At 39.7% G+C, this 20,784-nt stretch carries 30 protein-coding genes and 1 tRNA gene; 6 read left to right on the forward strand and 25 right to left on the reverse strand.

Features of this window, described 5'->3' with window-relative positions; translation table 11 throughout:
• Positions 1–31: 31 nt before the first annotated feature.
• On the forward strand, positions 32–196 hold the full coding sequence (locus C6W18_RS02810) for an anti-repressor SinI family protein (protein WP_105925819.1): 165 nt from the start codon (positions 32–34) through the stop codon (positions 194–196).
• Positions 197–229: 33 nt separating this feature from the next.
• The gene (sinR, locus tag C6W18_RS02815; protein ID WP_105925821.1) at positions 230–565 is read left to right on the forward strand and encodes a transcriptional regulator SinR; all 336 of its coding nucleotides are present in this window, start codon (positions 230–232) and stop codon (positions 563–565) included.
• A 67-nt stretch (positions 566–632) separates the two neighbouring features.
• Here sinR and tasA read toward each other — a convergent pair whose 3' ends face one another.
• Genes tasA through tapA form a run of 3 tightly spaced genes read right to left on the reverse strand, consistent with a single transcriptional unit; the run spans position 633 to position 2,641 of the window.
• Positions 633–1,433: a biofilm matrix protein TasA gene (gene tasA, locus C6W18_RS02820; RefSeq protein ID WP_105925823.1), complete on the reverse strand. Its 801-nt coding sequence runs from the start codon at positions 1,431–1,433 to the stop codon at positions 633–635.
• A gap of 57 nt (positions 1,434–1,490) precedes the next feature.
• Positions 1,491–2,063 (reverse strand): signal peptidase I SipW, encoded by a 573-nt coding sequence (sipW, locus tag C6W18_RS02825; protein WP_105925825.1) that lies wholly within the window; start codon positions 2,061–2,063, stop codon positions 1,491–1,493.
• Positions 2,064–2,113: 50 nt separating this feature from the next.
• Positions 2,114–2,641, reverse strand: a complete 528-nt coding sequence (gene tapA, locus C6W18_RS02830; RefSeq protein ID WP_105925827.1) for an amyloid fiber anchoring/assembly protein TapA — start codon at positions 2,639–2,641, stop codon at positions 2,114–2,116.
• Positions 2,642–2,907: 266 nt separating this feature from the next.
• On the opposite strand from tapA, the gene C6W18_RS02835 reads away from it, so the two are divergent.
• The gene (locus tag C6W18_RS02835; RefSeq protein ID WP_189318034.1) at positions 2,908–3,216 is read left to right on the forward strand and encodes a DUF3889 domain-containing protein; all 309 of its coding nucleotides are present in this window, start codon (positions 2,908–2,910) and stop codon (positions 3,214–3,216) included.
• Positions 3,217–3,249: 33 nt separating this feature from the next.
• On the opposite strand, the gene C6W18_RS02840 is transcribed toward C6W18_RS02835, so the two are convergent.
• The 9 genes from C6W18_RS02840 to C6W18_RS02880 all read right to left on the reverse strand — a co-directional run bounded on the left by C6W18_RS02840 (position 3,250) and on the right by C6W18_RS02880 (position 8,511).
• Positions 3,250–3,444 (reverse strand): YqzE family protein, encoded by a 195-nt coding sequence (locus C6W18_RS02840; RefSeq protein WP_034319624.1) that lies wholly within the window; start codon positions 3,442–3,444, stop codon positions 3,250–3,252.
• A 60-nt stretch (positions 3,445–3,504) separates the two neighbouring features.
• Positions 3,505–3,888: a competence type IV pilus minor pilin ComGG gene (locus C6W18_RS02845; protein ID WP_105925831.1), complete on the reverse strand. Its 384-nt coding sequence runs from the start codon at positions 3,886–3,888 to the stop codon at positions 3,505–3,507.
• A complete protein-coding gene (gene comGF / locus C6W18_RS02850) occupies positions 3,885–4,337 on the reverse strand; it encodes a competence type IV pilus minor pilin ComGF (protein ID WP_189318018.1) in 453 nt (150 codons plus the stop codon). Before comGF ends, C6W18_RS02845 begins: the two co-directional genes overlap by 4 nt.
• Positions 4,324–4,638 (reverse strand): competence type IV pilus minor pilin ComGE, encoded by a 315-nt coding sequence (gene comGE, locus C6W18_RS02855; RefSeq protein ID WP_105925835.1) that lies wholly within the window; start codon positions 4,636–4,638, stop codon positions 4,324–4,326. Before comGE ends, comGF begins: the two co-directional genes overlap by 14 nt.
• Positions 4,622–5,068 carry a competence type IV pilus minor pilin ComGD gene (comGD, locus tag C6W18_RS02860; RefSeq protein ID WP_105925837.1) on the reverse strand — a complete coding sequence of 149 codons (447 nt, stop codon included), beginning with the start codon at positions 5,066–5,068 and terminating at the stop codon, positions 4,622–4,624. The genes comGE and comGD overlap by 17 nt, the downstream gene beginning before the upstream one ends.
• Complete coding sequence (comGC, locus tag C6W18_RS02865) at positions 5,061–5,354, reverse strand: competence type IV pilus major pilin ComGC (RefSeq protein WP_008360227.1); 294 nt, start codon at positions 5,352–5,354, stop codon at positions 5,061–5,063. The genes comGD and comGC overlap by 8 nt, the downstream gene beginning before the upstream one ends.
• A 15-nt stretch (positions 5,355–5,369) precedes the next feature.
• On the reverse strand, positions 5,370–6,410 hold the full coding sequence (gene comGB, locus C6W18_RS02870; RefSeq protein WP_105925839.1) for a competence type IV pilus assembly protein ComGB: 1,041 nt from the start codon (positions 6,408–6,410) through the stop codon (positions 5,370–5,372).
• Positions 6,391–7,461: a competence type IV pilus ATPase ComGA gene (comGA, locus tag C6W18_RS02875; protein ID WP_105925841.1), complete on the reverse strand. Its 1,071-nt coding sequence runs from the start codon at positions 7,459–7,461 to the stop codon at positions 6,391–6,393. The genes comGB and comGA overlap by 20 nt, the downstream gene beginning before the upstream one ends.
• A 177-nt stretch (positions 7,462–7,638) precedes the next feature.
• Positions 7,639–8,511 carry an STAS domain-containing protein gene (locus tag C6W18_RS02880; RefSeq protein ID WP_105925843.1) on the reverse strand — a complete coding sequence of 291 codons (873 nt, stop codon included), beginning with the start codon at positions 8,509–8,511 and terminating at the stop codon, positions 7,639–7,641.
• Between the two features lie 99 nt (positions 8,512–8,610).
• On the opposite strand from C6W18_RS02880, the gene C6W18_RS02885 reads away from it, so the two are divergent.
• Positions 8,611–8,681, forward strand: a tRNA-Gln gene (locus C6W18_RS02885).
• 55 nt (positions 8,682–8,736) lie between these two features.
• Here C6W18_RS02885 and C6W18_RS02890 read toward each other — a convergent pair.
• Complete coding sequence (locus C6W18_RS02890; protein WP_034319603.1) at positions 8,737–9,117, reverse strand: Spx/MgsR family RNA polymerase-binding regulatory protein; 381 nt, start codon at positions 9,115–9,117, stop codon at positions 8,737–8,739.
• A gap of 211 nt (positions 9,118–9,328) precedes the next feature.
• Here C6W18_RS02890 and C6W18_RS02895 point away from each other — a divergent pair, with 211 nt between their 5' ends.
• Positions 9,329–9,571, forward strand: coding sequence for a DUF2626 domain-containing protein (locus C6W18_RS02895; RefSeq protein ID WP_003217440.1), 243 nt, complete (start codon positions 9,329–9,331; stop codon positions 9,569–9,571).
• 247 nt (positions 9,572–9,818) lie between these two features.
• Here C6W18_RS02895 and C6W18_RS02905 read toward each other — a convergent pair whose 3' ends face one another.
• On the reverse strand, positions 9,819–10,457 hold the full coding sequence (locus C6W18_RS02905; protein WP_105925847.1) for an MBL fold metallo-hydrolase: 639 nt from the start codon (positions 10,455–10,457) through the stop codon (positions 9,819–9,821).
• A 158-nt stretch (positions 10,458–10,615) separates the two neighbouring features.
• Between C6W18_RS02905 and C6W18_RS02910 the strand changes: the two genes are divergently transcribed.
• Complete coding sequence (locus tag C6W18_RS02910) at positions 10,616–10,789, forward strand: DUF2759 domain-containing protein (protein WP_003217333.1); 174 nt, start codon at positions 10,616–10,618, stop codon at positions 10,787–10,789.
• 222 nt (positions 10,790–11,011) lie between these two features.
• On the opposite strand, the gene C6W18_RS02915 is transcribed toward C6W18_RS02910, so the two are convergent.
• The 11 genes from C6W18_RS02915 to rpmG all read right to left on the reverse strand — a co-directional run bounded on the left by C6W18_RS02915 (position 11,012) and on the right by rpmG (position 20,717).
• Complete coding sequence (locus C6W18_RS02915) at positions 11,012–11,326, reverse strand: MTH1187 family thiamine-binding protein (protein WP_034319597.1); 315 nt, start codon at positions 11,324–11,326, stop codon at positions 11,012–11,014.
• A 77-nt stretch (positions 11,327–11,403) separates the two neighbouring features.
• Complete coding sequence (locus C6W18_RS02920) at positions 11,404–12,657, reverse strand: MFS transporter (protein WP_034319594.1); 1,254 nt, start codon at positions 12,655–12,657, stop codon at positions 11,404–11,406.
• Between the two features lie 156 nt (positions 12,658–12,813).
• Positions 12,814–13,938: a M14 family metallopeptidase gene (locus C6W18_RS02925; protein ID WP_105925849.1), complete on the reverse strand. Its 1,125-nt coding sequence runs from the start codon at positions 13,936–13,938 to the stop codon at positions 12,814–12,816.
• A gap of 85 nt (positions 13,939–14,023) precedes the next feature.
• Positions 14,024–15,943: an LTA synthase family protein gene (locus C6W18_RS02930; protein ID WP_105925851.1), complete on the reverse strand. Its 1,920-nt coding sequence runs from the start codon at positions 15,941–15,943 to the stop codon at positions 14,024–14,026.
• Positions 15,944–16,155: 212 nt separating this feature from the next.
• The gene (locus tag C6W18_RS02935) at positions 16,156–17,109 is read right to left on the reverse strand and encodes an ROK family glucokinase (protein ID WP_105925853.1); all 954 of its coding nucleotides are present in this window, start codon (positions 17,107–17,109) and stop codon (positions 16,156–16,158) included.
• Positions 17,110–17,122: 13 nt separating this feature from the next.
• Entirely contained in the window at positions 17,123–17,326 is a 204-nt protein-coding gene (locus C6W18_RS02940) for a YqgQ family protein (RefSeq protein ID WP_008342322.1), read from the reverse strand.
• Positions 17,327–17,396: 70 nt separating this feature from the next.
• Positions 17,397–18,935, reverse strand: coding sequence for a rhomboid family protein (locus C6W18_RS02945; RefSeq protein ID WP_105925855.1), 1,539 nt, complete (start codon positions 18,933–18,935; stop codon positions 17,397–17,399).
• Between the two features lie 86 nt (positions 18,936–19,021).
• Positions 19,022–19,195 (reverse strand): hypothetical protein, encoded by a 174-nt coding sequence (locus tag C6W18_RS19915; RefSeq protein WP_017367602.1) that lies wholly within the window; start codon positions 19,193–19,195, stop codon positions 19,022–19,024.
• 100 nt (positions 19,196–19,295) lie between these two features.
• A complete protein-coding gene (locus C6W18_RS02950; RefSeq protein ID WP_105925858.1) occupies positions 19,296–19,760 on the reverse strand; it encodes a hypothetical protein in 465 nt (154 codons plus the stop codon).
• 198 nt (positions 19,761–19,958) lie between these two features.
• On the reverse strand, positions 19,959–20,519 hold the full coding sequence (locus C6W18_RS02955) for a 5-formyltetrahydrofolate cyclo-ligase (protein WP_105925860.1): 561 nt from the start codon (positions 20,517–20,519) through the stop codon (positions 19,959–19,961).
• A 48-nt stretch (positions 20,520–20,567) separates the two neighbouring features.
• The gene (rpmG, locus tag C6W18_RS02960) at positions 20,568–20,717 is read right to left on the reverse strand and encodes a 50S ribosomal protein L33 (protein ID WP_008360061.1); all 150 of its coding nucleotides are present in this window, start codon (positions 20,715–20,717) and stop codon (positions 20,568–20,570) included.
• Positions 20,718–20,784 lie beyond the last annotated feature (67 nt).

Raw genomic sequence — 20,784 nt, forward strand, 5'->3', positions numbered from 1 at the left:
ACACGATTCAGTATTTTAGGAGGGTATTTGTATGGAAAAGAAAACGAAAGTATTAGACAGTGAATGGGTTCAATTATTACGCGAAGCTCGCAAAGCAGGACTAACAGTTGAAGAAGTCCGTCATTTTCTCAAATCAAGCGAAAAGTCCTCTGAGTCTCCCCCTATGGTAAGAAGTCATTCTATCAAACCTTTCTGAATGTGCTATAATATCGAAAGGAAGGTGATGACATTGATTGGCCAGCGTATTAAACAATACCGCAATGAAAAAGGCTACTCACTATCAGAACTGGCCGAAAAGGCTGGGGTAGCGAAGTCTTATTTAAGCTCAATAGAAAGAAACTTGCAAACAAACCCCTCCATTCAATTTCTTGAAAAAATCTCCGCTGTTCTGGACGTCTCGGTTCATACACTGTTACACGAAAAAGATGAAACCGAATACGATGGTCAATTAGATAGTGAATGGGAAAAACTAGTTCGAGATGCAATGACATCAGGGGTTTCGAAAAAGCAATTTCGTGAATTTTTAGATTATCAAATCTGGAAAAAAAAGCAAGAAGAGGAGTAAAGCGCACGTTTTAGCGCATACTCCTCCAATTGCTATGCAGAACTAGATATCAGTCTAAAGACTGGCTTTATTTTTTATCTTCGCTGTGTGCTTTTTCGTTTTCTTTCACGTAGCCTTTTTCATCCGTATGCTTTTTGGGATTGATCGTTAAACCATTCCACTGAGTCGCTTCGAAGGAAAGATCAATTTGAATCGCATCGCCTTGGTATTTATTTTGGATATAGTGACCAGCTTTATCCTTCGTCTGGTCATTGACAAATTCAATGATCATTTCCATTTTATCGTAATCAAACGGATTCTTTGGAATGCCGTCATACTCTGGAGCCGCTGTTCCATCAACGGTTGCTACATTAATTTTACCACTTTCATGTAAAAACTTCTCATCGACGGCATGACGAAGCTTTTCAAATGCGGTCTGATCCTGTTTTGACGTTAATAGATGCAGGTCAAGCAAGTTTGCATGGTCTAAAATAATATTTTTCGGATAACCATTTCCACCTTCGGCTCCAACCGTAAGAACACTCACCTGAAACTGGCTGAGGAATTCTTCAGCTGTATTCTTATCGCCATTCTTCGCAGAGGTTCCATCTTTAAACTGGCTATAATCAAGACTCATCAGCACTTGATTAATCGCAAGCGACCCCTTATTTTCAAAATTAAATTCTTTCTTTATTCGGTCACCAGGTTTTAAGTTCGCAAGGTTGATGGCACCAGAGTTCTCTTTTGCAGATAAATTCAGCTCTCCTGTCGAGTAGACCGCGTTTGCCTTTTCTACATCATTAAACGCCGCCCATGTTCCCCCGCCAATTAAAGCAAGTCCTAATGCCCCTGATAATACACCTAAACGAATTGATTTTTTCATTGCCATGAATGAACCCCCTAATAAATTGTTTTATTGAAACCTAATTAGGTTACAAACGAAAATTTAAGCTTGCTTCTCTGACATATGTAAATCAGCCGTGTGTCTTCGATGTTTCGCAGCGCCCACAAAATGAATTGTTGAGTAAACAAGCAGCATCACACCTGGTATAATCAGCAGCAAAGCGGTTCCAGCCGAAGTTCCGGCATACGAAAGAAGTTTTCCTGCATAAGGGATGTTCGTTCCCGTATACTGCGCAACCACTTGATCCGCTTTTACCAGCGTACCGTCTTGATACATATTGTGGTCTCCTTTGGTCTCAAAGGCTTTATTTGTCCCTTTTCCTTTTACCCCAACAATTCGGTGAGTCACAAAGGACTTGTCTTGCTTCGTTTGAAAAGTGATAATATCTCCTTTTTTGAGCGTCTCAGGTGAGGTCACTTGTTTTACTACAATGAGCGACCCAGTCGAAAATTCCGGTTCCATTGAACCAGATAATACTTGCTTGAATTGATAACCGAAAATCTGAGGATCTCCACCTGTTGTTCTTGATGACAACACGACAATAATACATGCAATCATCATCGTGAAAACCATTACGTAAAGAATACTCCCAGACATTTTCATCCATTTTTTCATGTCCCATCTCCCCTTCACATATCATTTTTTCATTCAGTAGACAGCTTCATTTAAGATATCTTTTCTTGACAGCTTGAGAGCTGCATTTGTTTAGACCAAAAGAATGTTTTTTCAGATGCACCAAATCCTTTAGGAAAATAGATTTTAAATGCATAGATTCCATTCGTTTTTGCTTTATCTGTTGTAACAGTCGTCGTTTCTTCTGATGAAAGGTGTTGTATAGAGCCCTTTTCAAGAATATGACCATTTTGTAATGGTTTCTGATCACTTTCTACTTTGTGTAATTCCCACTTCCATTCAGAGTGTGCTATGGGTTGTCCAATATTTTTTAATGTCATGCTTAGCTTTTGAGGCGCACAGACTGTTCCTTCAATTATCGTTTGATCTATGAGCTTTAAATCACTTCTATCCCATTTCTTTGGCTGACAATGCTGATCTGTCTGTTCAAAATCTCCACACGTGTTCATGACAAAGTTTGTTTGCTCGACATCGTTAAAAGAAGCGTTAGTAGGTGTGATAAGAAGAGACGTAAAAATCAAACAAATGGCACTAAAGAGTACAAAGAGCGACTGATTCATTCTTTCAACTCCTCGGACGGATGTTCTTTAAAGAGAACGATTACACTCAGTATAAGGAAATACCTATAAAACCCAAAACGCCAAATTAGTCCATTTTGTTCTTAAACAAGAACTCTTGCGAGAAAATTCTTCCATTTTCTCATTCTTTCGCCATATTCTATATTTTTTTCCGTGACATTTGTACTTCTTAAAAATTTACATAAAAGTGTAGGATTTGGTCAGGATAATAACTGGTGAGGTGATGTTAAGTGAACTATGGAAAAATCATGATCATGCTCAGTTTACTGTTGGGGCCTGTCATACAAGACGCCAAACCTGTGGAAGCGAGAGGGTTCACTACTGCCACAGATCAATGGGAAACAAGAGCTGTCAAGGAAGCAAAGAAAAGATATCCGTTAGCACAAGTCTTATTTAAACAAAAAGTATGGGACAGGCACCGGGAAAAAGAATCTGTGAAACAGTATCATATTACGTTAAAAGATCACGCCAAAGAATTTGGGGTATTTGTCACCATTTCCTATAACCCTTACTCAAACAAGGTCAATAAAGTCATTGTCGTTGAAGAATACAGCTAAAGTGGCATAAAAAAACCGCCTGCTGGCGGCTTTTTACTTTTGTCGATGTCGATGTCGTTTTTTTAGCATCATGGAAAAGCCAAACGGCAGAACACCAAATAAACGCTGTGAAAATGGCGGTTTTGTTTCCATCTTTTCTTGTTTATGTTCCTTCCTTTCGTCACGTGGTGTATTCATATATTTAATGATTTCCTGCGTCATATATTTTACATAGTCATTTGTTTTCAACGAACATTCACCTCTTCTTCCTTAAAGTGTTACCAGGAAGAGTATGGTTTTATACACTGGCTAATCAGGGATTGTCCATTTCATGATTTCACGGGTCTTCCAATCCATCACCAGTTCCCGCTCATCTGCTAAACCATCTTTTGTTTTAACGCCGACCAGCATGTGGACAAGTTTTTTCTTTTGATCGCACCCGATCTGTTTCAATGTCACACGGCCTTCTTCAGTGTCCACATGAGCATGCTGCTGATTACAAATACGATTTAATTTGCTTGCAGCCTCACTTACACCCATTCTAAATAGCTGCTGTTTTTTATAATAAGAAATCGTCAGCTCTGCACTTTTCAGTTCATTTTGAAATCCAATCGTCATTGAGCCTAGGATCAAAAGGAAAAAAAGAATTGTAGCAAGTACGTGCGGATAGATAAACCCTTCTTCGCTTTTCACGTTTTAGGAACCACTCCTTTATATGTGAAAAAAACGGCTTCATACACCTTATCAGATACATCTGTGACTTCAAGGATTGTTGTTTGCTGATCTGTTCTGACGCGAAATTGTTTCACCTTTTGCAATAAAGGAAGATGCCCTGCCTGATCCACTCGCTTCCTCAGCATCTCTTGATAGGGCTCAATCCTCACCACTCTCCCTTGATCGGACAGATACTCTAACGCTTTTCCTTCTTTCACCGCTCTAACAGCCAGTGCACGATTTAATTCCTCCTCTAATTGCAGTACAGTTTGCTTCCACTCCATTTGTGAAAATTGGTTGATTTCTTCAAATGGATGGGCTTTCTCTGCAACAGAAAAAATGAGCACACAGCCAAAAGAAAGAAACAGAAATAGATGCAATTGCCACAAAGCTTGTATAAATGTAAACCCCTGTTCATCGTTCAACATAACGAAAGCATATCGTCTTCTTTTTTTGTACTTTGTATGATACACATCCCTTCTGTTTACTCCAATTGAGTTCATATGTGATCTCGCCTCTCTTCTTTTTGACGGATGGCTTTGTACCTTCTATGAACGCTTTGTTCATATGTTCATGTAACACTTGGTAAGCTTCAAGTTTTGCTCTTAATTCCTTTTTTCCCATCATTAGTTTTTCGTAGGCTGGCATGAGCACAAGTGCTGCAAATAGGAAGCTGTGGCAAGCTAACAGCATCTCAAACGTACTAAATCCTCTATTGTTTTTGAACATGGATACGCCCGCTCCCTAAATAAATCGTGAGTTTATATATTTGGCTACCAAATTGAACAATGAGAGAACCGCCGCTGCTCGGATGTCCGTTTTCATTAAAATGAATCCCCTGTGAAAATGTAGAATGTTTGATGATGCCTTTTTTATGCTTATAAAAAGCAATTACCTCATCACCATTTTGATCTATTACTTGATAGGATACATGTTGCGGATGAATCTCAACATTCACACGGGTTTTTTTGGTAAATGCCGTATAAGCAGCCAGTTGGATATCTTGTTTCATGATGTTCACTTGTTTTTTTGCTTCAGCACTTTCTAATATACCTGGGACTTTTCCTCCTAAGATCGACAATAGAATAGATAAAACAAGTAAAATCATGAGCTGTTCAATGAGGGTAAAGCCCTTTTCATGTAAAAGCAATTTACTCATGCTTCACGTCGCCGTTTTGAATGACAATGGCTTTTCCATTAGGACAAGTTAATCCCTTTTTGACATAGCCTTCTTTTTCTAATTCAGCCAAAGATGGTGTCTTGCCGTCATGCTCCAATTCATATGCCATCACCTGTGTACTCACCATTGATTTGAGACCTTCACAGCCCTTCGCTTGAATGCTTTGATGGTGACGGGTGATATTCGGAATGGTAATGAGTAAAAGAATGGAAATCACGAGCATGACAATTAACATTTCCAACAGGGTAAATCCTTTATCATTCATGCCTTTGCCTCCTTCTCACACTTGTTCCATTAGTTGATACATCGGTAAAAGAATAGATAAATACACAATGAGTATAAGAAGCGCTGTCAAACCATATATGACCGGCTGCAGCCATGAAACCCATTTTTCAATTTTCAGCTCTGCATTCTCTAATAGGAATTGACTATACGTATACAATTCTCTGGCAAGCATCCCGCTAGCTTCACCATGTTTGATGACAGCTGCAAAATGTTTTTCAAAAAAAGGAGACCCACTTATTTGATGTTCCATGCTTTCTCCTTTTCTTAACTCTCCGATCATCCGTTCAGATATTTCTTGAAGAAAGGGTAAATAGCTTTGCTGTTTGAAAGCTTGCAAGCTTTCGTACATCGATAATCCAGCTTGAAGAAGCCCGCTTAGCTGAAGAGAAAAAAGATACGTATGCATCAGCTGCATCCCTTTATATAACATAGGCAACCTGCTCAACACTCTCAGTTTCTCAAGGGTCGACTTTTTCTTAAAAAAGACATGATAATATCCAGTCAGACAGATACACATACAGCCTATGATGAGGAGGAAAGCATGTAGGAATTGAAAGAGTGCAAACATCCCTTGGATCAGCCATGACATGCGGGTATCCATTGACGAGTACAATAAAGAAAATTGAGGAATGATCATCTGCTGAACAAGTATCAGGACAACTAAAACCGTAAAGATGAGGAAGATCGGGTACCGTAACATGCGTTTGAACGAGTCTAACTGCTTGATTTTTTTCTCTAAAAAACGTGAGCTTTGTTCAAGAGCGCGTGATAGGCTGCCATGCTTCTCTGAAAAACAGAGAATGGCAATGACTTCTCTCTGAAAATGAAATCTCTCCAGCACCACATAAAAAGACTCCCCTTCAAGCAGCCACTGAATGCCTCTAGTTAATAGCAGCTGTTGTTTCTTTGATAACTGGATATTCACCATCGTTAATGCCTCAATCAATGTATATCCAGCTTGAATCAATTGAGCAAGTTTTGATAGAAATTCAGCTTGTTCTCTTCTAGACCAGGCTTTAGAGACTCGCTTCTTCATAAACCCAGCGATGATATGTGTTTTTCGATAGATAGCCCAGTGCCACTCCTTTACGAATTAATCTTTGCAGTGTTTCATATGACGAGTGAGCATATTCTCCTTTGGCCTCTTTGATACACTCACCAAGCTCCTTTCCGTAAAGTAATTCAAAAACATTTGTTCGTCTGACTGGTCGATTTAATTTGCAATAAAGCTGACACGTTTCCCCGCAAAAAGGACACGTGAGCTCGATTAATCGTTGCGCAGCAATCGCAACCATTGTTTGTTCGAGTTCATTCATCGTCACACCAAATTCAAGCATTCGATAAAGAGCACCTTTTGCATTTTTCGCATGCAGCGTACTCAGCACTAAATGGCCTGTCAGTGCTGCTCTAATTGCCGTTCTAGCTGTTTCAGCATCTCTTATTTCTCCTAACACAATCATATCTGGGTCATGTCTTAAAATAGCGCGTAATCCTGCCGCATACGTGATGCCTGCTTTTTCATTGACTTGGACCTGTAACACTTCTTCATTTCTTGTTTCCACAGGATCTTCAAGTGTAATAATATTTCGGTTAAAATGCTTTTTTGCAAACTGTATCAATGAATAAAGTGTTGTTGTTTTCCCTGAATTTGTTGGCCCAGTAAATAAAATGAGTCCATGCGAATGATTCAAAAATGATAGTAATCTAGCTGAGGCTTTCGGAAATAACGACAGATATTTTATTTCCGGGACATGATCCTGCGGTAAAATTCTAATCACCAAACTTTCATCATTCACAGTCGGTAATGTAGACATCCGAACAAACACTTGGCCAGTTCTTAGCATCACTGCCAATGATCCGTTTTGCGGTCTCCTTTTTTCGCCGATATCCATTGAAGATAAAAATTTAAAATGAGCAATTAACCGCTCCCCGCGTTTTTTATCAATGGTTCGCTGCTGGATTAAATCTGAGTCTACACGGAAAGATACCGAAGCTTCCTTTTCTTTTAGGACAATATGCACATCAGATGCTCTCATGCGGCATGCTTCTTCTAGCAGCTCTTGTCCCAAATATTCAATCCCATACAAGTGATTCACTCCTTTCTCTGACCATATTGTAAGGTGGAGGAACCAGTATGACAAAAGCGCATTTCATGATTTTAACGCCTGATCAAGCGTTAAAATCCTCAAATTAGGATGCATTTTATTAAATATAAAAAAAGAGCATATAAAAAAACCTGACTTTTATAAGTTCAGGTTTTTTGATCATATTGCTTCTTGCGGCTGCTCTTCAAAGATACGGAATCCTCTCTTTTCTAACGCTTTTGCAAGGCTATGTTCAGTGTTTACTTTTGAGAAATCAATGCCTAGTTTGACAACTGTCTGTGCAATCTCTGGTCGAATACCTGAAATAATCGTCTCAATTCCTAGAAGCTTCGCACTATCCACCACTTTAAAGAGCTGATAAGCAACCATTGTATCAACGATTGGTACGCCAGATATATCAATAAATAAATGGGTCAGACGCAGTCTCGAAGCCTGTTCTAGTACTGACTCCAAAATAATTTTGGCCCGGTACGTATCTATTTCGCCGATTAGCGGCAAAATCCCGATCTCTTTTGAAACTGGAATAACAGGGGCACTAAGTTCTTGGATCATTTCTCTTTGTGCATTTAGCTGACTCAGGGTCACGCGGTCATATTCTTCTGATAAACGCTCAATCATATCATCAAACGTGCCGTGAAAGTGCTGATTCCACCCGCACACATCTTGCAGCGTCACTTCAAGCTTTGTTTCTTGTGTGAAAGTCTCAATTCTCGAACAGAAAATGTGGCGGAATATCTTAAATTGTCCGATGATTTCATATAAAGGCACCTCGTGAACAGCTCGATCACGTGCAATATCAATAGACCACTTTTTCAAATGATTCTCTACTTTGTCTGATACCGTTACAAGCGTCGCTGCAATGGTTTGAATAAACGCTGTGTTCTGTTCCTTCAGCTTCTTTTCTGTCTCCTCTGAAGCATGTCTAGAGTATAATGATCCTTCTTCTGTTCTTGTTTTCAGCCATTCTTCGGTCATGACAGGGGCTTCTTTTAGGATAAATTCATATAATTGCTCAGATTTTTCATTTTTCATTTATTTCTTCCGCTCCTTTTTCACTTAAAACTAGTGACAAACCAACTTTTATGTATAAATGACCGCAGATGGTGAACAATATCATTACACGTTTGATATTGGGCTATAGCCAAGTGGTAAGGCAATGGACTTTGACTCCGTGATCGTTGGTTCGAACCCAGCTAGCCCAGTTCAGCACAAAAACGAAGACGGCTGAAGCATGTTTCAGCTGATCTTCGTTTTTTATTAGGAAACCGATTGATGAATCGCTTTCTTTTTTGATATTTTCATGAGTTCCCCGGGATTATAGCCAACCACTAACTTATTCCCATCAATGATGATCGGTCTCCGCAGCAACTTTGGTTTTTCGATGAGTAGTTCAAGTACCTCGTTTACTTTTAAATCATTAATATTTAAATTTAAGCTTTTAAAAGCTTGACTTCGCGTGGCTAAAATTTCATCCATTCCCTCTGTTGTTAAGGAAAGAATCTTTTTTAATTCATCTAGAGTTGGCGTTTCTCTGAAAAGGTGACGCTCTTTAAAATCAATTTGATTCGCCTTTAGCCAATGTTTTGTTTTGCGGCAAGACGTGCAGCTCGGGTATGAATAAAAAGTAATGTCACTCATTAGTCTTCCTCCTTAGGTCGTTAACCTTTTCTCTTATGGAGTAAGTACCCTCATGTATTTAGGCATAAACACTTTTTCATCACTTTTTCAAAAAAATTTTTTTACTTACTAATTAAATGTTCACACGTTGTCAAAAATGTAAATGTTTACATAACAAGTGATGATCAGCTATAATATGTATCAAAGGGGTTTTTTAAGGGGAGGGAAAGAAATGAATCGCATGTTCCGCGTGCTTGGCTTTTGGACGGGTATTTTTGCTGTCATGTTCTATTTAGGACATATGAAAGATGCATCCTTGCTATTCTTCGGTCAAACCGTTCTTTTTGTATTTTTATCCTACTTGAATTTATCCGAAAGAATGTATATTTACATTTTCGGAGCGTACTTGACGATTTTCTTTGCCGGATTTACATATTATTCGATTTTCATCATGGTTCCCGGTACCGGACATTAATAGAAAAAAGCATCTCTTTAAGAAGAGATGCTCAGATTGTTGACAAAGGGCTAAAATGATCTTTATTTTAGCCCTTTGTCTTCTTTTCAGCGTGATTGAAAACCTTTGAAGTCTAGGAAGGACGAGCACTGGAGCGGAGCGAATTTGACATTCGTGAGCACCGGCGCGCAGGACTGACACCGAATGCGAGGGTTTGTCTACACGCTGAGCATCTCTTTAAGAAGAGATGCTTTTTTCATGCCTACGATTAAAGAGAAAAACCATGAATAAACGGATTTTGCTCCTGCTCTGTAAGCACAGTGGTTTCTCCGCCATGCCCGCTTAAAACAAGAGTTGATTCTGGCAATGACAACAATTTGTCATGAATAGATTGAAGCAGCACATCCTGACTGCCTCCCACTAAATCTGTTCTTCCGATGCCGCCTTCGAATAGAGTGTCACCAGAAATGACAAATCCTTCTTCTGCCGAATAGTAAGACACACTGCCTGGTGAATGCCCAGGTGTATGGAACATCTCTAGTGTAAACGATCCAATTTGAAGAGTTCCTTCTGACGTAATCACTTTTTCAGCTTCTTTGACTGTAATTCCATTTCCAATCAATCGAGCTGAACCGTTTAACTCAGCATTTGTGAGCCATTCTTTTTCATTTTCGTGTACATATAGTGGCACTCCCCACTCTGCGCGCACCTCATCTGCCGCACCAATATGATCAAAATGGGCATGTGTCAGTAAGACAGCGAGCGGTGTGAGCTGTTTTTCTTTTACATAGGAAATCAGCTTTTGCGCTTCACCGCCTGGATCAAAAATTAAGCATTCTCCCTGCTCATTTTTCCAAATATACGCATTTGCTTGTACATAGCCTAGTGGCATTCTTCTCCAATTCATTTTTCATCACCTACTTTATTCATTCTTTTTTATTATGAAGGCTATTCAATAAAAATTCAAACAATCGTCAACTGGAATCTACTCGACAAGCTTTATGAAAACGGTTAAAATGAAAAGAAAGGAAATCAAGGGGATTGATGACAAAGGGGGATTTTCATATGATGCTCGTCATTATTTTCGGTCTAGTCACGATTTTAGCCGCTCTCGGCATCTATCGCTCACTTAAAAAAGTGAACGTACTTGCCATCGCTTTTGCTGGCGCTACATTTTTGGTTTTTGGATGGTTTACTGTCATGACCATCATCTATAGCGGTTATCCAACTGCACATTAAAAGCCTGCATATAGCAGGCTTTCAGATTGTTGACAAAGGGCTAAAATGATCTTTATTTTAGCCCTTTGTCTTCTTTTCAGCGTGATTGAAAACCTTTGCAGTCTAGGAAGGACGAGTACCGGAGCAGAGCGAATTTGATATTCGTGAGCACCGGCACGCAGGACTGACAAAGAATGCTAGGGTTTATCTACACGCTGAAAGCCTGCATATAGCAGGCTTTTTTTATTGATTCAAGTGCTTATTCACACTTTCTAATTTACTTGTAAGGGTTGTGGTTTGATCCCGTCTGTCATCAATGCGAATATTGGTGGCTACTCGGTGCAATCCCTTTTCAAAAGGCGCCTCATGAATGCGCTGAATGACCTCAAATAATATGGATAATTCACCTTCAATTAACGTATTCATCGGTGTTAATTGATATTTGATTTTTCCTTCTTGTTGAAAGCCTTCTAAAATTCTTTGTACATCTGCTACATACGCACTCACACTTGGTGTTTCAGTGCCTATTGGAATGATGGTGACATCTGCTATGGCCATGTTTCTTGCTCCTTTCAATCGAATCCTCATGTTTTCTCGTCCTCATTGTAACCCATCCTCATTTAAAAAAGCCATGATCACGTTGCGTTTAAGCCAGGTTTGTCTCGTTCTATCGTCAAGTCCGTCCTCTCTACCTTCCCAATCTTTGTGAACAGAAGCAGACAGATACCAGAAACAGCTTCAATGATTCCTCCTGCCGCAATGACATACCCAGAACCAAATAGAGTTGCCATATAGCCGCCGATGAGGGCGCCTAACGGAATCATTAAATAGGAGATCATGTTGATAATCGCATACACTTGCGGCTGATCCTCTGCCTTCACTGACAATTGAATCATCGTATGTTCGGGTACATTGACTGCACTAATGGCTGCACCTAGGGCAAAAGCTGATATAAACACAAGTGGTAATAATGCGTTCATTCCTGTGATGAAGAACGCGATACCATCAACGATCCCAGCACCTATAAACAGCAATCCATACCGATTCACTTTAACCTTTGTCAAAACAAACCCCATCAGAAATGCACCTAGTGCCGTGGTGACTTTGATCAATGAATATACGACAGGTCCGCTATGTAAGTCTTCTGTTAAATAAATAACAGACAATGCCTCCCATGGTGCCGCAGCGAAGTTTGAGCAAACACAAAAAATCGCTAATGGAAACAAAATATGATGGCTTCTAACAAGTGAGAATCCTCGAATTAATCTTTTGCCGTATGATAACCCTTTTTTTCCTTTATCAATGATGACTTCTGTTTGATATGTAATCATTAAAACCAATAAAGCTGATATGAGGTAAAGAGGAATGATCACAAGCATTGTATACCCTACCCCTACAAACGCAATCATAACACCACAAATCGTAACCGTCACAAGCCTTACCACATGACTTGCTGATTGGATGGTTGCATTCGCTTTTTGAATGACATCCTCATGCACAAGCTTTGGAATAATCGATACCGAAGCCGGTTCATAGGAGCCTCCTGTCGCCGAATGCAGCAGCATACCGCCAATGATGAGTGCTAATGGGGAAAAACCATGAAAATAACTGATCACGATCACAAGGATAATCGCTCCTCGTGTTAAATCAGCAAAACACATCCAAAATTTCAATTGATGGGGCTTCATCATTGGGGTAATAAATGGACCAACAATCGCTTGAGGAACAAAGCTGACTGCAATAAAAAAAGCTGTTCCTATTGCCCCTTTCCCGCCAAGTACTAAAAGCCACAAGATGGTGTTGAAAGATAAACTATCAGCAGTGATTTTGCACATTTTAGAAACAAATAAGTAAGTGAAATTTCTTGTCCACAAGCTTTGAGCACTCAATGATCGACATCTCCCTAAAACATATCCTTTTTTTTACATCCATTTCTTTCACAATAGCTTACAAGAAGGCCCTCGTCAATCACTTCAACGCTGTTTATATTGACAATAAGAAATTGCGTTATTCTCAAATGTTAAAAAGCACCAGACAGGTGCTTTTTAATACTTACATGCTTCCCATAATAGCCGCCTTGTTTTTTCATAGATGGAATCAAATTGATTCATGGAAAGAGGATTCTTCCCTAGACCAAGCTCCACTGTATAACCCTCACTTTGAAATTGATAAATAAACCAATCTCGATAGCCTGCATAGCTATCAAGATATTGAATCGGCTTGTAGCCGCTCACATGTTCTAATCGTTTGACCGTATTTTTGGATATCGCTGGTTCGTGGCCAAGAAAGCCCCAGTATATTTCTTCTCCTTGTGTATGAAGGGCAATCAGCCGGTCAAACCGCTTACGTAACGCAAGATTTGCCATCGCTTTCGCTTCTGGTTCTGTTAACGGCTGATCACCAGGAAAATCCCGATAAGACGGCACTTTCGGCTGATTACGATAGTATTCGATTTCCCAATAAGCAGGAAATTGATTATTTAAATCCACCCCTCGAATATTCGCTTTCCATTCTCGAAAATCGGAAAGCCCACCATTTAGCGATGTCAATTCTTCACTGCTTAGACCTAGTGATTCTGGGCCATTGCGAACCAAATCCACTCCATCTGGATTAACCATTGGCACAATGGATAGCGCAGTGGTTTGCAGTATATGAACCGCTTCATAATGTCTCGCTTGCACTGGGTCAGACGCTGCTAAACAAAGGGATTTCAACCATTTTAATAAAATAGAGGTGGTGATCCATTCATTTGCATGAAAAGAGGCATTGAGATGAATAGAATGTAAATGCTGAACAGGCTCTGTACGAATTTCATAAATAGGTGTATCGAGCACTGAATGACCAATCACACTGATATGAAGAAAAGGAAATACGCCTTTCAAATGTCTTAACTCTTCTTTTAATTGCGCGCTATCGTATTCAAATGTTCCGTTGATCCAATCATCTGATTGCTGCAGCCGGTAAGGCGAAATAAATCTCTGCATATCACCTATGGATTGAAATGTATAGGTACCTTCTGGGAGTCTATATCCAGGTAAAAAAAGATGCTCGGTACTTGTTTGATTGGATAATTTGAAGGCCGCTTTCCCTATACCAAGCTGCTTTGCCACATCATTCATCCTGGCTTCATCCAACTGCCATTCAATTTTTCCAAACGACGGTGTCTTCATTTACATCCCTCCTCTCATACTATATGAGCCAGCCTGCAAAAAAAGAAAACCTCTGCTTCTAAAATCGCAGAGGTTTTCTCATATGTTAGGACGCCTTTTTCAGCTCACTCTCATCTTCTTTTTTGGAAGGTGAATGGTCCGGGCTGTTCCGGTCATAAAATCTAAGGAGATCCCCGTAGATAATTTGATCAGAAAATTGAAGCTCTTGCTTCGCCTTTTCTTCATAAGACTGACAAACGGTTTCATCATCTCTCGGCTCGCCCGTTTCTTTATTATAGCAAACACCGTCTGTGAAAATGCTGTCCTTCGTAATAAAGCTTCCATCACGGAGCACTGTAAAGTCATTTGTATCTTTTGATAATAGGTCATGACCAAATTGAATTTGCTTGCTTGTATCAATTCCTAGAAGATTGAGTACAGTTGGACGGATATCCACCTGACCACCCACCGCATGAATTTCTTTAGGATTTTGATCGGTTATCCCTGGTATGTGTACAACAAAAGGAACTTTTTGAAGCTGAACTTCTTCAAATGGTGTAATCTCTTTATCTAAGAATTGCCCCATGGCTTCGTTATGGTTTTCTGAAATTCCGTAATGATCCCCATATAAAACAAAAATGGAGTTATCGTATAAGCCTGCTTCCTTCATCTTTTTAAAGAAAAGCTTAAGTGCTTCATCTTGATAACGCACTGTAGGGAAGTACTTGTTCAGCGTTTTACTCTTTGAATCATATTCATCGATGAGCTTATCTTCTTCATCTAAATCAAACGGAAAATGGTTCGTTAATGTAATCAATCTCGTATAAAAAGGCTGCGGGATAGACTTCATCAATTCCGCTGACTGCTCGAAGAACGGACCATCTTTCAATCCCCAGCCAACTGAGTTCTCTTCATTCACATCAAATGATTTAATATCAAAGAATTTATCGTAGCCAAAGCTATCGTAGATAAGGTCACGGTTCCAGAAGCTTTTGTTATTCGCATGAATAACAGAAGAATGGTAGCCCTCATCTTTTAACAGCTCAGGTGTCGCTGTAAACTCATTGCTTGGATTTGTAAAGAAAACGGCCCCTCTTCCAAGAGGATAGAGAGAATTATCAACAATAAACTCTGAGTCAGATGTTTTCCCTTGACCTGTTTGATGATAAAAATTAGTAAAGTTGTAGCTTTTCTTGATTAACTTGTTTAAAAACGGGGTAATTTCTTTCCCATTTAATTTTTCATTAATCACGAAACTCTGTGTAGACTCAAGTGATACAAGAATGACATTTCGTCCTTTTGCTTGACCAAACGTCTTTTCGTTACGGTCGGTTTGATTTGCGCTTACATAGTTTTCAATTTCGGTTAAGCTATTGCTGTCAGCAAGGGCCCGTTGAGCGGACTGCTTCGATTGCAGAACCCCATCATAAATATGGAAGTTATATAAGCTAATATTTTTCACTAGCATCTCACGGTCAAATGAACGAGTTAACAGTTCTGGTCTTTCAGTTTCAGCCAAACCAAGGTTAAAGAAAAATGTGGCTGCCACAAATAAGTAATAAGCTGCTCGTTCCTTTCGTGAAATGGTGACATCCGTTCTAAAGGAAGGCTGTTTTTTATAGAGCCAAATTAAAATGATGATATCAACGAACATTAGAAAATCGACTGGTTCAATTAAAGAGGTAATACTTGACCCGAGGTCACCCATATTGTTTGTTTGAAATAGGACGGGGATGGTTAGAAAATCACTATAGAATCGATAAAATACAATGTTGGCTAACAAAATGAATGTCAGGATAAAGCTCGTCACGATGATATATCGATTGCGATTTTTTTCTTTAAAGAATAAACCGATACCGAAGATAAACAAGAGAAAGCTAAGCGGATTAATAAACAGGATAAACTCCTGCATGAAATTTTCAATTTTGATATTGAAGCTAGATTTATAGATAACATAGGTTTTGACCCACATTAACAAAGTCGCAATCAGTAAAAATGAGATCGCCTTTAATCTTTTCTTTCGCATTGTAACCTCCTTATGCTGGACGCGCACTCAAGTTAGGAACATACCCTAATTATTGGTGCTTCTTCAAAAATAACTAAAGTATATCTTATCCTGTCTGTGCTGGAAAATCAATGTCTTTTTCCCCATGACAAACTTATGAATATGCTAAACATTCAATTTCATGCCCATATATCGCTTTTTTAATAAAAATGACATCATTATGACTTTTTTGTTCAGGACAGCCATTTATTTTTTGCCATCCATGCCCCGCCGATGACACCTGCATCGTTTCCAAGTGATGCAATGACAACTTCGACATCTTCAGCACAAGGCGGAAATGCATGATGTTTGACCACGCGTTCTACTTTACTGCGAAGAAGCTCTCCTGCTTTAGAAACACCACCGCCAATGACAATCTTTGTTGGGTTTAAAGCACTGGCAAGATTCGCTAGGACAAGTCCAAGGTGGGTTGTCACTTCTTCTACCACCCGCATCCCAAGATCATCTCCGTTTTCTGCCGCCTCAAATACAGCCTTTGCAGACAGCGAAGTGAGCGTCCCAAGTGAAGATGTATGCTGCTCGGTTTCTAATTTATCCTTTGCAAGCCGGACGATGCCCGTGGCAGATGCAATGGTTTCAATACAGCCTGTTCTTCCGCAGTTACACGGTGCTCCTTGGAATGGAACTGCACAAATATGGCCAATTTCTCCGCCAGCACCTGTTTCACCTTGAACAACCTCTCCATTTACGATAATGCCGCCGCCAACACCCGTACCAAGTGTGACCATCAGGATGTTTTTTGCGCCATCTCCTGCACCCTTCCACATTTCACCGAGTGCCGCAATATTCGCATCATTTTCAATCACAGATGGAAGTCCTGTTTCGGCCTCTAAGTGATCTTTCAAAGGATAGTTTGTCCAACCCAGATTCGTTGTTTTATAGACGATTCCGGAAACTTTATCTACGGGTCCAGGTGCGCCCATTCCTATACCAATGAGAGTTGATTTTGGCATACTGATCTCAACCAGTTTATGATCAATTGATTTGGCAATATCGACTGTGATCGTCTGCCCAGATTTATCCGTAGGAATCTCCCACTTATGCTGAATCTCACCATATAGATTAATGAACGCAAGCTTAATTGTCGTACCGCCAAGATCAACGCCTACAAACCAATCCCCTGTCATATGACCTCCACCTTCACATTGTTTTTCGATTTAATTTAGCCAATTCCATTTGAAGAATGGTCATTGCGTTTGACCATTCGGTTCGGTCTATGATTCCCGATGTATACATCTCTTTCAATTCATCTGCCATAAATTCTAACTCCACTTCACGATCTCCGAAATACACATAATTTCCAAATCTCATGAGCAGCTGCTGTACATCATATAACGTTTTCATTATTTCCACCATTTCTTTCAATCAACATATAGAATAAGCGTATTCATAAATGCGCTTTCAGTCAAGTCATTCAACGTGTTTGAGTGTTTTCGATATATTGCTTCAGCTTTAAAAATTGATCATTTTCAGGGTCTTGTTTTAAGGCTTTCTCAATTAGATTTTCTGCTTTCGCTGTCTCCCCTTTTTCTAAGAACAACAATGATAAATGATACAGTTTATTCGGTTCATTTGGATCTTTTCCGAGCGACTTTTGTAAAAATTGCACCGCCTTGTCAAGGTGACCCAGCTGCGCTTCAGAGAGTGCATATATATGAAGTGCTTCAGCAGATGCATCCTTTTGGTGCACATATTCCTCTAAACGTTTACTTGCTTCGCTATAGTTCTTATCATCGAATAAGCTCGCTGCCTCACTTGTTGCCGCTGCTTCTTTTTGATCGTCTGAATGAAACCCTGTATACAATCCAAAACCGCCAATAAGCAGAAGGAGAAGACTGGCAAGAAACATTTTGACAGGCTGCAGCTGTTTAGGCAGGCGGACAGCTAAAGCTGCTAAAAAACCGCCAACAAGGCCGCCAAGGTGACCGGCATTATCAATACCTGATACGGTGAATCCTATTCCTAAGTTGATCAAGATGATCACAATAATATTTGTCCCCATTGTTCGAAAGAAAAGCTTGCGGTTAGAGATCGCTAAATATAACAGTGCGCCTAAACAACCAAAAATCGCGCCTGATGCACCGGCTGCGATCGCCGTATTAAACACAAAACTCGCAATTGAGCCAAATATGCCGGAAATCAAATAAATGAGCAAAAATCTTCCCGACCCATAAATTCTTTCAACGGCCGCACCAACGGACCAAAGAGCAAATGTATTAAAGAGTAAATGCGTCAAGCCAATGTGTAAAAACATCGGTGTAATCAGGCGCCACCATTCACCATCTAAGATCAGCACATTATTTTTAGCACCAAACGCTGTTAAAGTGGCCGTATTTGTACTTCCGCCAGACAGCTCAAGTAAAAGAAACATGACAACTTGAACAGCAATCAGCAAGTAGGTGAAAATCGGTCTGCCATTTTGAAAAACGGCCCGTTCTCGTTCACGCTGCTTTTCCTGGTCATCAAACGCCTGAAGCACGTTCGTTTTAAGCTGCACCGCATCTTCAACTGTATCTCTCTTCGCCTCTTCTACATCAACTGTAAGCGATGTATTCAGCCATTTTTGCAGCTCATTCACATCGTTTTGAAGGGCTTTTGCGTTGAGTAAAACTGGTGTAACCGTCACCTTTTGCTGTTTTTGCGGCTGACCGTTTATGTCTTCCCAATCATCTACTGGTTCGTCAGCTGTAAATTGAAGCTGCAAAAGATGAAGAGATCGTTTACGCATAGCTTCTCTCAGCTGATTCATCCGAAACGTCTGCTCTTCAATATCTCGAACGATCTCCTGTCTAAAGTTCACATCTTTTCTATATAGACGGATGAGATCATATCCTGAGTTTCGTGGTGCTTCAAAAAATATTTCATCCTCTGGGTACGGACTTTGAATCATCTCGTATCCTTTTTGTCTTAGTTCATCAACAACTCGCCAAAATAGACTATCTATGACATTCATTTATTCGCGCTCCATTTTTTACATTATTATAGCAAGAATCGTTCTTATCCGCATTTCTGAACAAAAAAATCCCGGCTTTTGCGGGATTAGAATGCTTGGCGAATAAATTTCGTCCGAAAATATGGGATTTTCATCAGCCACTTAATAAAAAAGTGACGCACTTGATTTTGACCTAAGATCAAATTCATCAGCCGATAACGATTTTGCACCAGAACGAATGCAAATAGTGTGAACACAATGCTCCAAATCATTTTATTCATGATATTCCCTCCTATGTTCGTATCGTGGCTTAAATAGGATTTGTTTATGCATGAACCATCGTTTTTATCACTTTGAATGGTTCCTTTCATTAGTCAGCCTTCACAATCTAATCCCTTGTTCTTTTGATTGAATATAATAAACCTCTTCACCCTCTGATTGATAATAAGAAACTTCAAATTGATGAAGATCCACTAAATCCTTGAACGTATGGGGCAGCTTACAATTCGTCTCTAACAATTCAAGCTTGTGCGGGAAATCATCATCATTTGGATTTGGTGAATGGACATACACAGCATCTAACATTGGATCTTGTTCGTGAATACATATCCATGTTTGGTATGGCTTTTCAAATGCTTCAAGCTGCTTTAGCAGTCTATTGTATAAAGCGATATGAGCTTTAATATGCTCTCTTCTTATTTTCAAGCTATTTTTCCCAACACCAAAAAAATCAAGATGGGTATGAAAAAAATCGAACCAATAATCATGATCAAGTTGTAAATCAAAAGTATTAACTTCCTTCCACAAATTACGGAAGTATCTTTTCTTTCCTCGAAATTTTTTCAATATATGCCTCCTAATAGCTAAAAAGTCATTAAATGAATAAACGTAAACTATTATTAAAATCGGTTAACTTACAGACAAGTGAAGCCGCAATTTAAACTTAAAGAGATATCAACTCAACATTCACTTCGACCAACGCATAAATCAAACCAAACGGTCTCAACACAAAAAAGCCCGTTCTTACGCATAAGCAGCGGACTTTTACTTTTGATAAAACGCGCCTTTCTCACTGACCATGATAGATACTGATATGTCATGCGGTTCAGCTGGAAGATGGTCTACTTGCTGAACAGACAGGCAAAGAGCAAGCGTGGCGCCGTGATAATCAGCTAAATACCGGTCATAATAGCCGCCTCCGTAACCGATACGGTAGCCGTGCTGATCGAAGCATACCCCAGGAACAATGATAAGATCGATCGCTTTTTTATGTACAGCTGGCGATGACGCAGGATCGGGTTCCAACAGCCCAAAATAGCGGGAAGTCATCTTCGTCTCCGGTGTATATTCATAAAACGTCATCTCTTTTGTTTCCGGGAAACAGGTCGGTACACATACTGTTTTCCCCTCCTGCCATGCTTTTTCAATCAGAGGCATTGTCGGTACCTCTTTTCCTCTAGACATGGTGAGTGCAATCGTATTTGCTTGTTGCCATGCTGGCAGCTGAAACAAGTGCTCATGAAGGAAAGCGGTGCTTCGCTCGAATTCCTCAGCAATCATCTGATCTAGCTTGGCTAATGTTTGAAGGCGAAGCTCTTTTTTCACACAGATCATCTCCCATCATAAAAAAACAGCAGGAAAATTCCCTGCTGCTTACTTTGTTTCACGATGTAAAGTTTGTTTTTTATCACGTGAGCAATACTTTTTGAATTCAACGCGATCTGGATTGTTTCGCTTATTCTTTTTAGTAATATAGTTACGCTCACCGCATTCAGTGCAAGCTAGAGTAATATTTACGCGCATGTTTTTCCCTCCAAACTAAAATCAATTCACATTCAGACCTAACCATAATACCACTTCTAGCTTAGGA

Source organism: Bacillus sp. LLTC93 (assembly GCF_002993125.1).
In the GTDB taxonomy this organism is placed as follows: Bacteria; Bacillota; Bacilli; order Bacillales; family Bacillaceae; genus Bacillus; species Bacillus zhangzhouensis.

Excerpts from the sequence above, each read along its gene's own strand:
- C6W18_RS02810 (WP_105925819.1), top strand. The coding sequence starts at position 32 with ATGGAAAAGAAAACGAAAGTATTAGACAGTGAATGGGTTCAATTATTA.
- tasA (WP_105925823.1), bottom strand. The coding sequence starts at position 1,433 with ATGGCAATGAAAAAATCAATTCGTTTAGGTGTATTATCAGGGGCATTA.
- sipW (WP_105925825.1), bottom strand. The coding sequence starts at position 2,063 with ATGAAAAAATGGATGAAAATGTCTGGGAGTATTCTTTACGTAATGGTT.
- tapA (WP_105925827.1), bottom strand. The coding sequence starts at position 2,641 with ATGAATCAGTCGCTCTTTGTACTCTTTAGTGCCATTTGTTTGATTTTT.
- C6W18_RS02835 (WP_189318034.1), top strand. The coding sequence starts at position 2,908 with ATGATCATGCTCAGTTTACTGTTGGGGCCTGTCATACAAGACGCCAAA.
- comGF (WP_189318018.1), bottom strand. The coding sequence starts at position 4,337 with ATGTTGAACGATGAACAGGGGTTTACATTTATACAAGCTTTGTGGCAA.
- comGE (WP_105925835.1), bottom strand. The coding sequence starts at position 4,638 with ATGTTCAAAAACAATAGAGGATTTAGTACGTTTGAGATGCTGTTAGCT.
- comGD (WP_105925837.1), bottom strand. The coding sequence starts at position 5,068 with ATGAGTAAATTGCTTTTACATGAAAAGGGCTTTACCCTCATTGAACAG.
- comGC (WP_008360227.1), bottom strand. The coding sequence starts at position 5,354 with ATGAATGATAAAGGATTTACCCTGTTGGAAATGTTAATTGTCATGCTC.
- comGB (WP_105925839.1), bottom strand. The coding sequence starts at position 6,410 with ATGAAGAAGCGAGTCTCTAAAGCCTGGTCTAGAAGAGAACAAGCTGAA.
- C6W18_RS02880 (WP_105925843.1), bottom strand. The coding sequence starts at position 8,511 with ATGAAAAATGAAAAATCTGAGCAATTATATGAATTTATCCTAAAAGAA.
- C6W18_RS02890 (WP_034319603.1), bottom strand. The coding sequence starts at position 9,117 with ATGAGTGACATTACTTTTTATTCATACCCGAGCTGCACGTCTTGCCGC.
- C6W18_RS02895 (WP_003217440.1), top strand. The coding sequence starts at position 9,329 with ATGAATCGCATGTTCCGCGTGCTTGGCTTTTGGACGGGTATTTTTGCT.
- C6W18_RS02905 (WP_105925847.1), bottom strand. The coding sequence starts at position 10,457 with ATGAATTGGAGAAGAATGCCACTAGGCTATGTACAAGCAAATGCGTAT.
- C6W18_RS02910 (WP_003217333.1), top strand. The coding sequence starts at position 10,616 with ATGATGCTCGTCATTATTTTCGGTCTAGTCACGATTTTAGCCGCTCTC.
- C6W18_RS02915 (WP_034319597.1), bottom strand. The coding sequence starts at position 11,326 with ATGGCCATAGCAGATGTCACCATCATTCCAATAGGCACTGAAACACCA.
- C6W18_RS02925 (WP_105925849.1), bottom strand. The coding sequence starts at position 13,938 with ATGAAGACACCGTCGTTTGGAAAAATTGAATGGCAGTTGGATGAAGCC.
- C6W18_RS02930 (WP_105925851.1), bottom strand. The coding sequence starts at position 15,943 with ATGCGAAAGAAAAGATTAAAGGCGATCTCATTTTTACTGATTGCGACT.
- C6W18_RS02935 (WP_105925853.1), bottom strand. The coding sequence starts at position 17,109 with ATGACAGGGGATTGGTTTGTAGGCGTTGATCTTGGCGGTACGACAATT.
- C6W18_RS02940 (WP_008342322.1), bottom strand. The coding sequence starts at position 17,326 with ATGAAAACGTTATATGATGTACAGCAGCTGCTCATGAGATTTGGAAAT.
- C6W18_RS02945 (WP_105925855.1), bottom strand. The coding sequence starts at position 18,935 with ATGAATGTCATAGATAGTCTATTTTGGCGAGTTGTTGATGAACTAAGA.
- C6W18_RS19915 (WP_017367602.1), bottom strand. The coding sequence starts at position 19,195 with ATGAATAAAATGATTTGGAGCATTGTGTTCACACTATTTGCATTCGTT.
- rpmG (WP_008360061.1), bottom strand. The coding sequence starts at position 20,717 with ATGCGCGTAAATATTACTCTAGCTTGCACTGAATGCGGTGAGCGTAAC.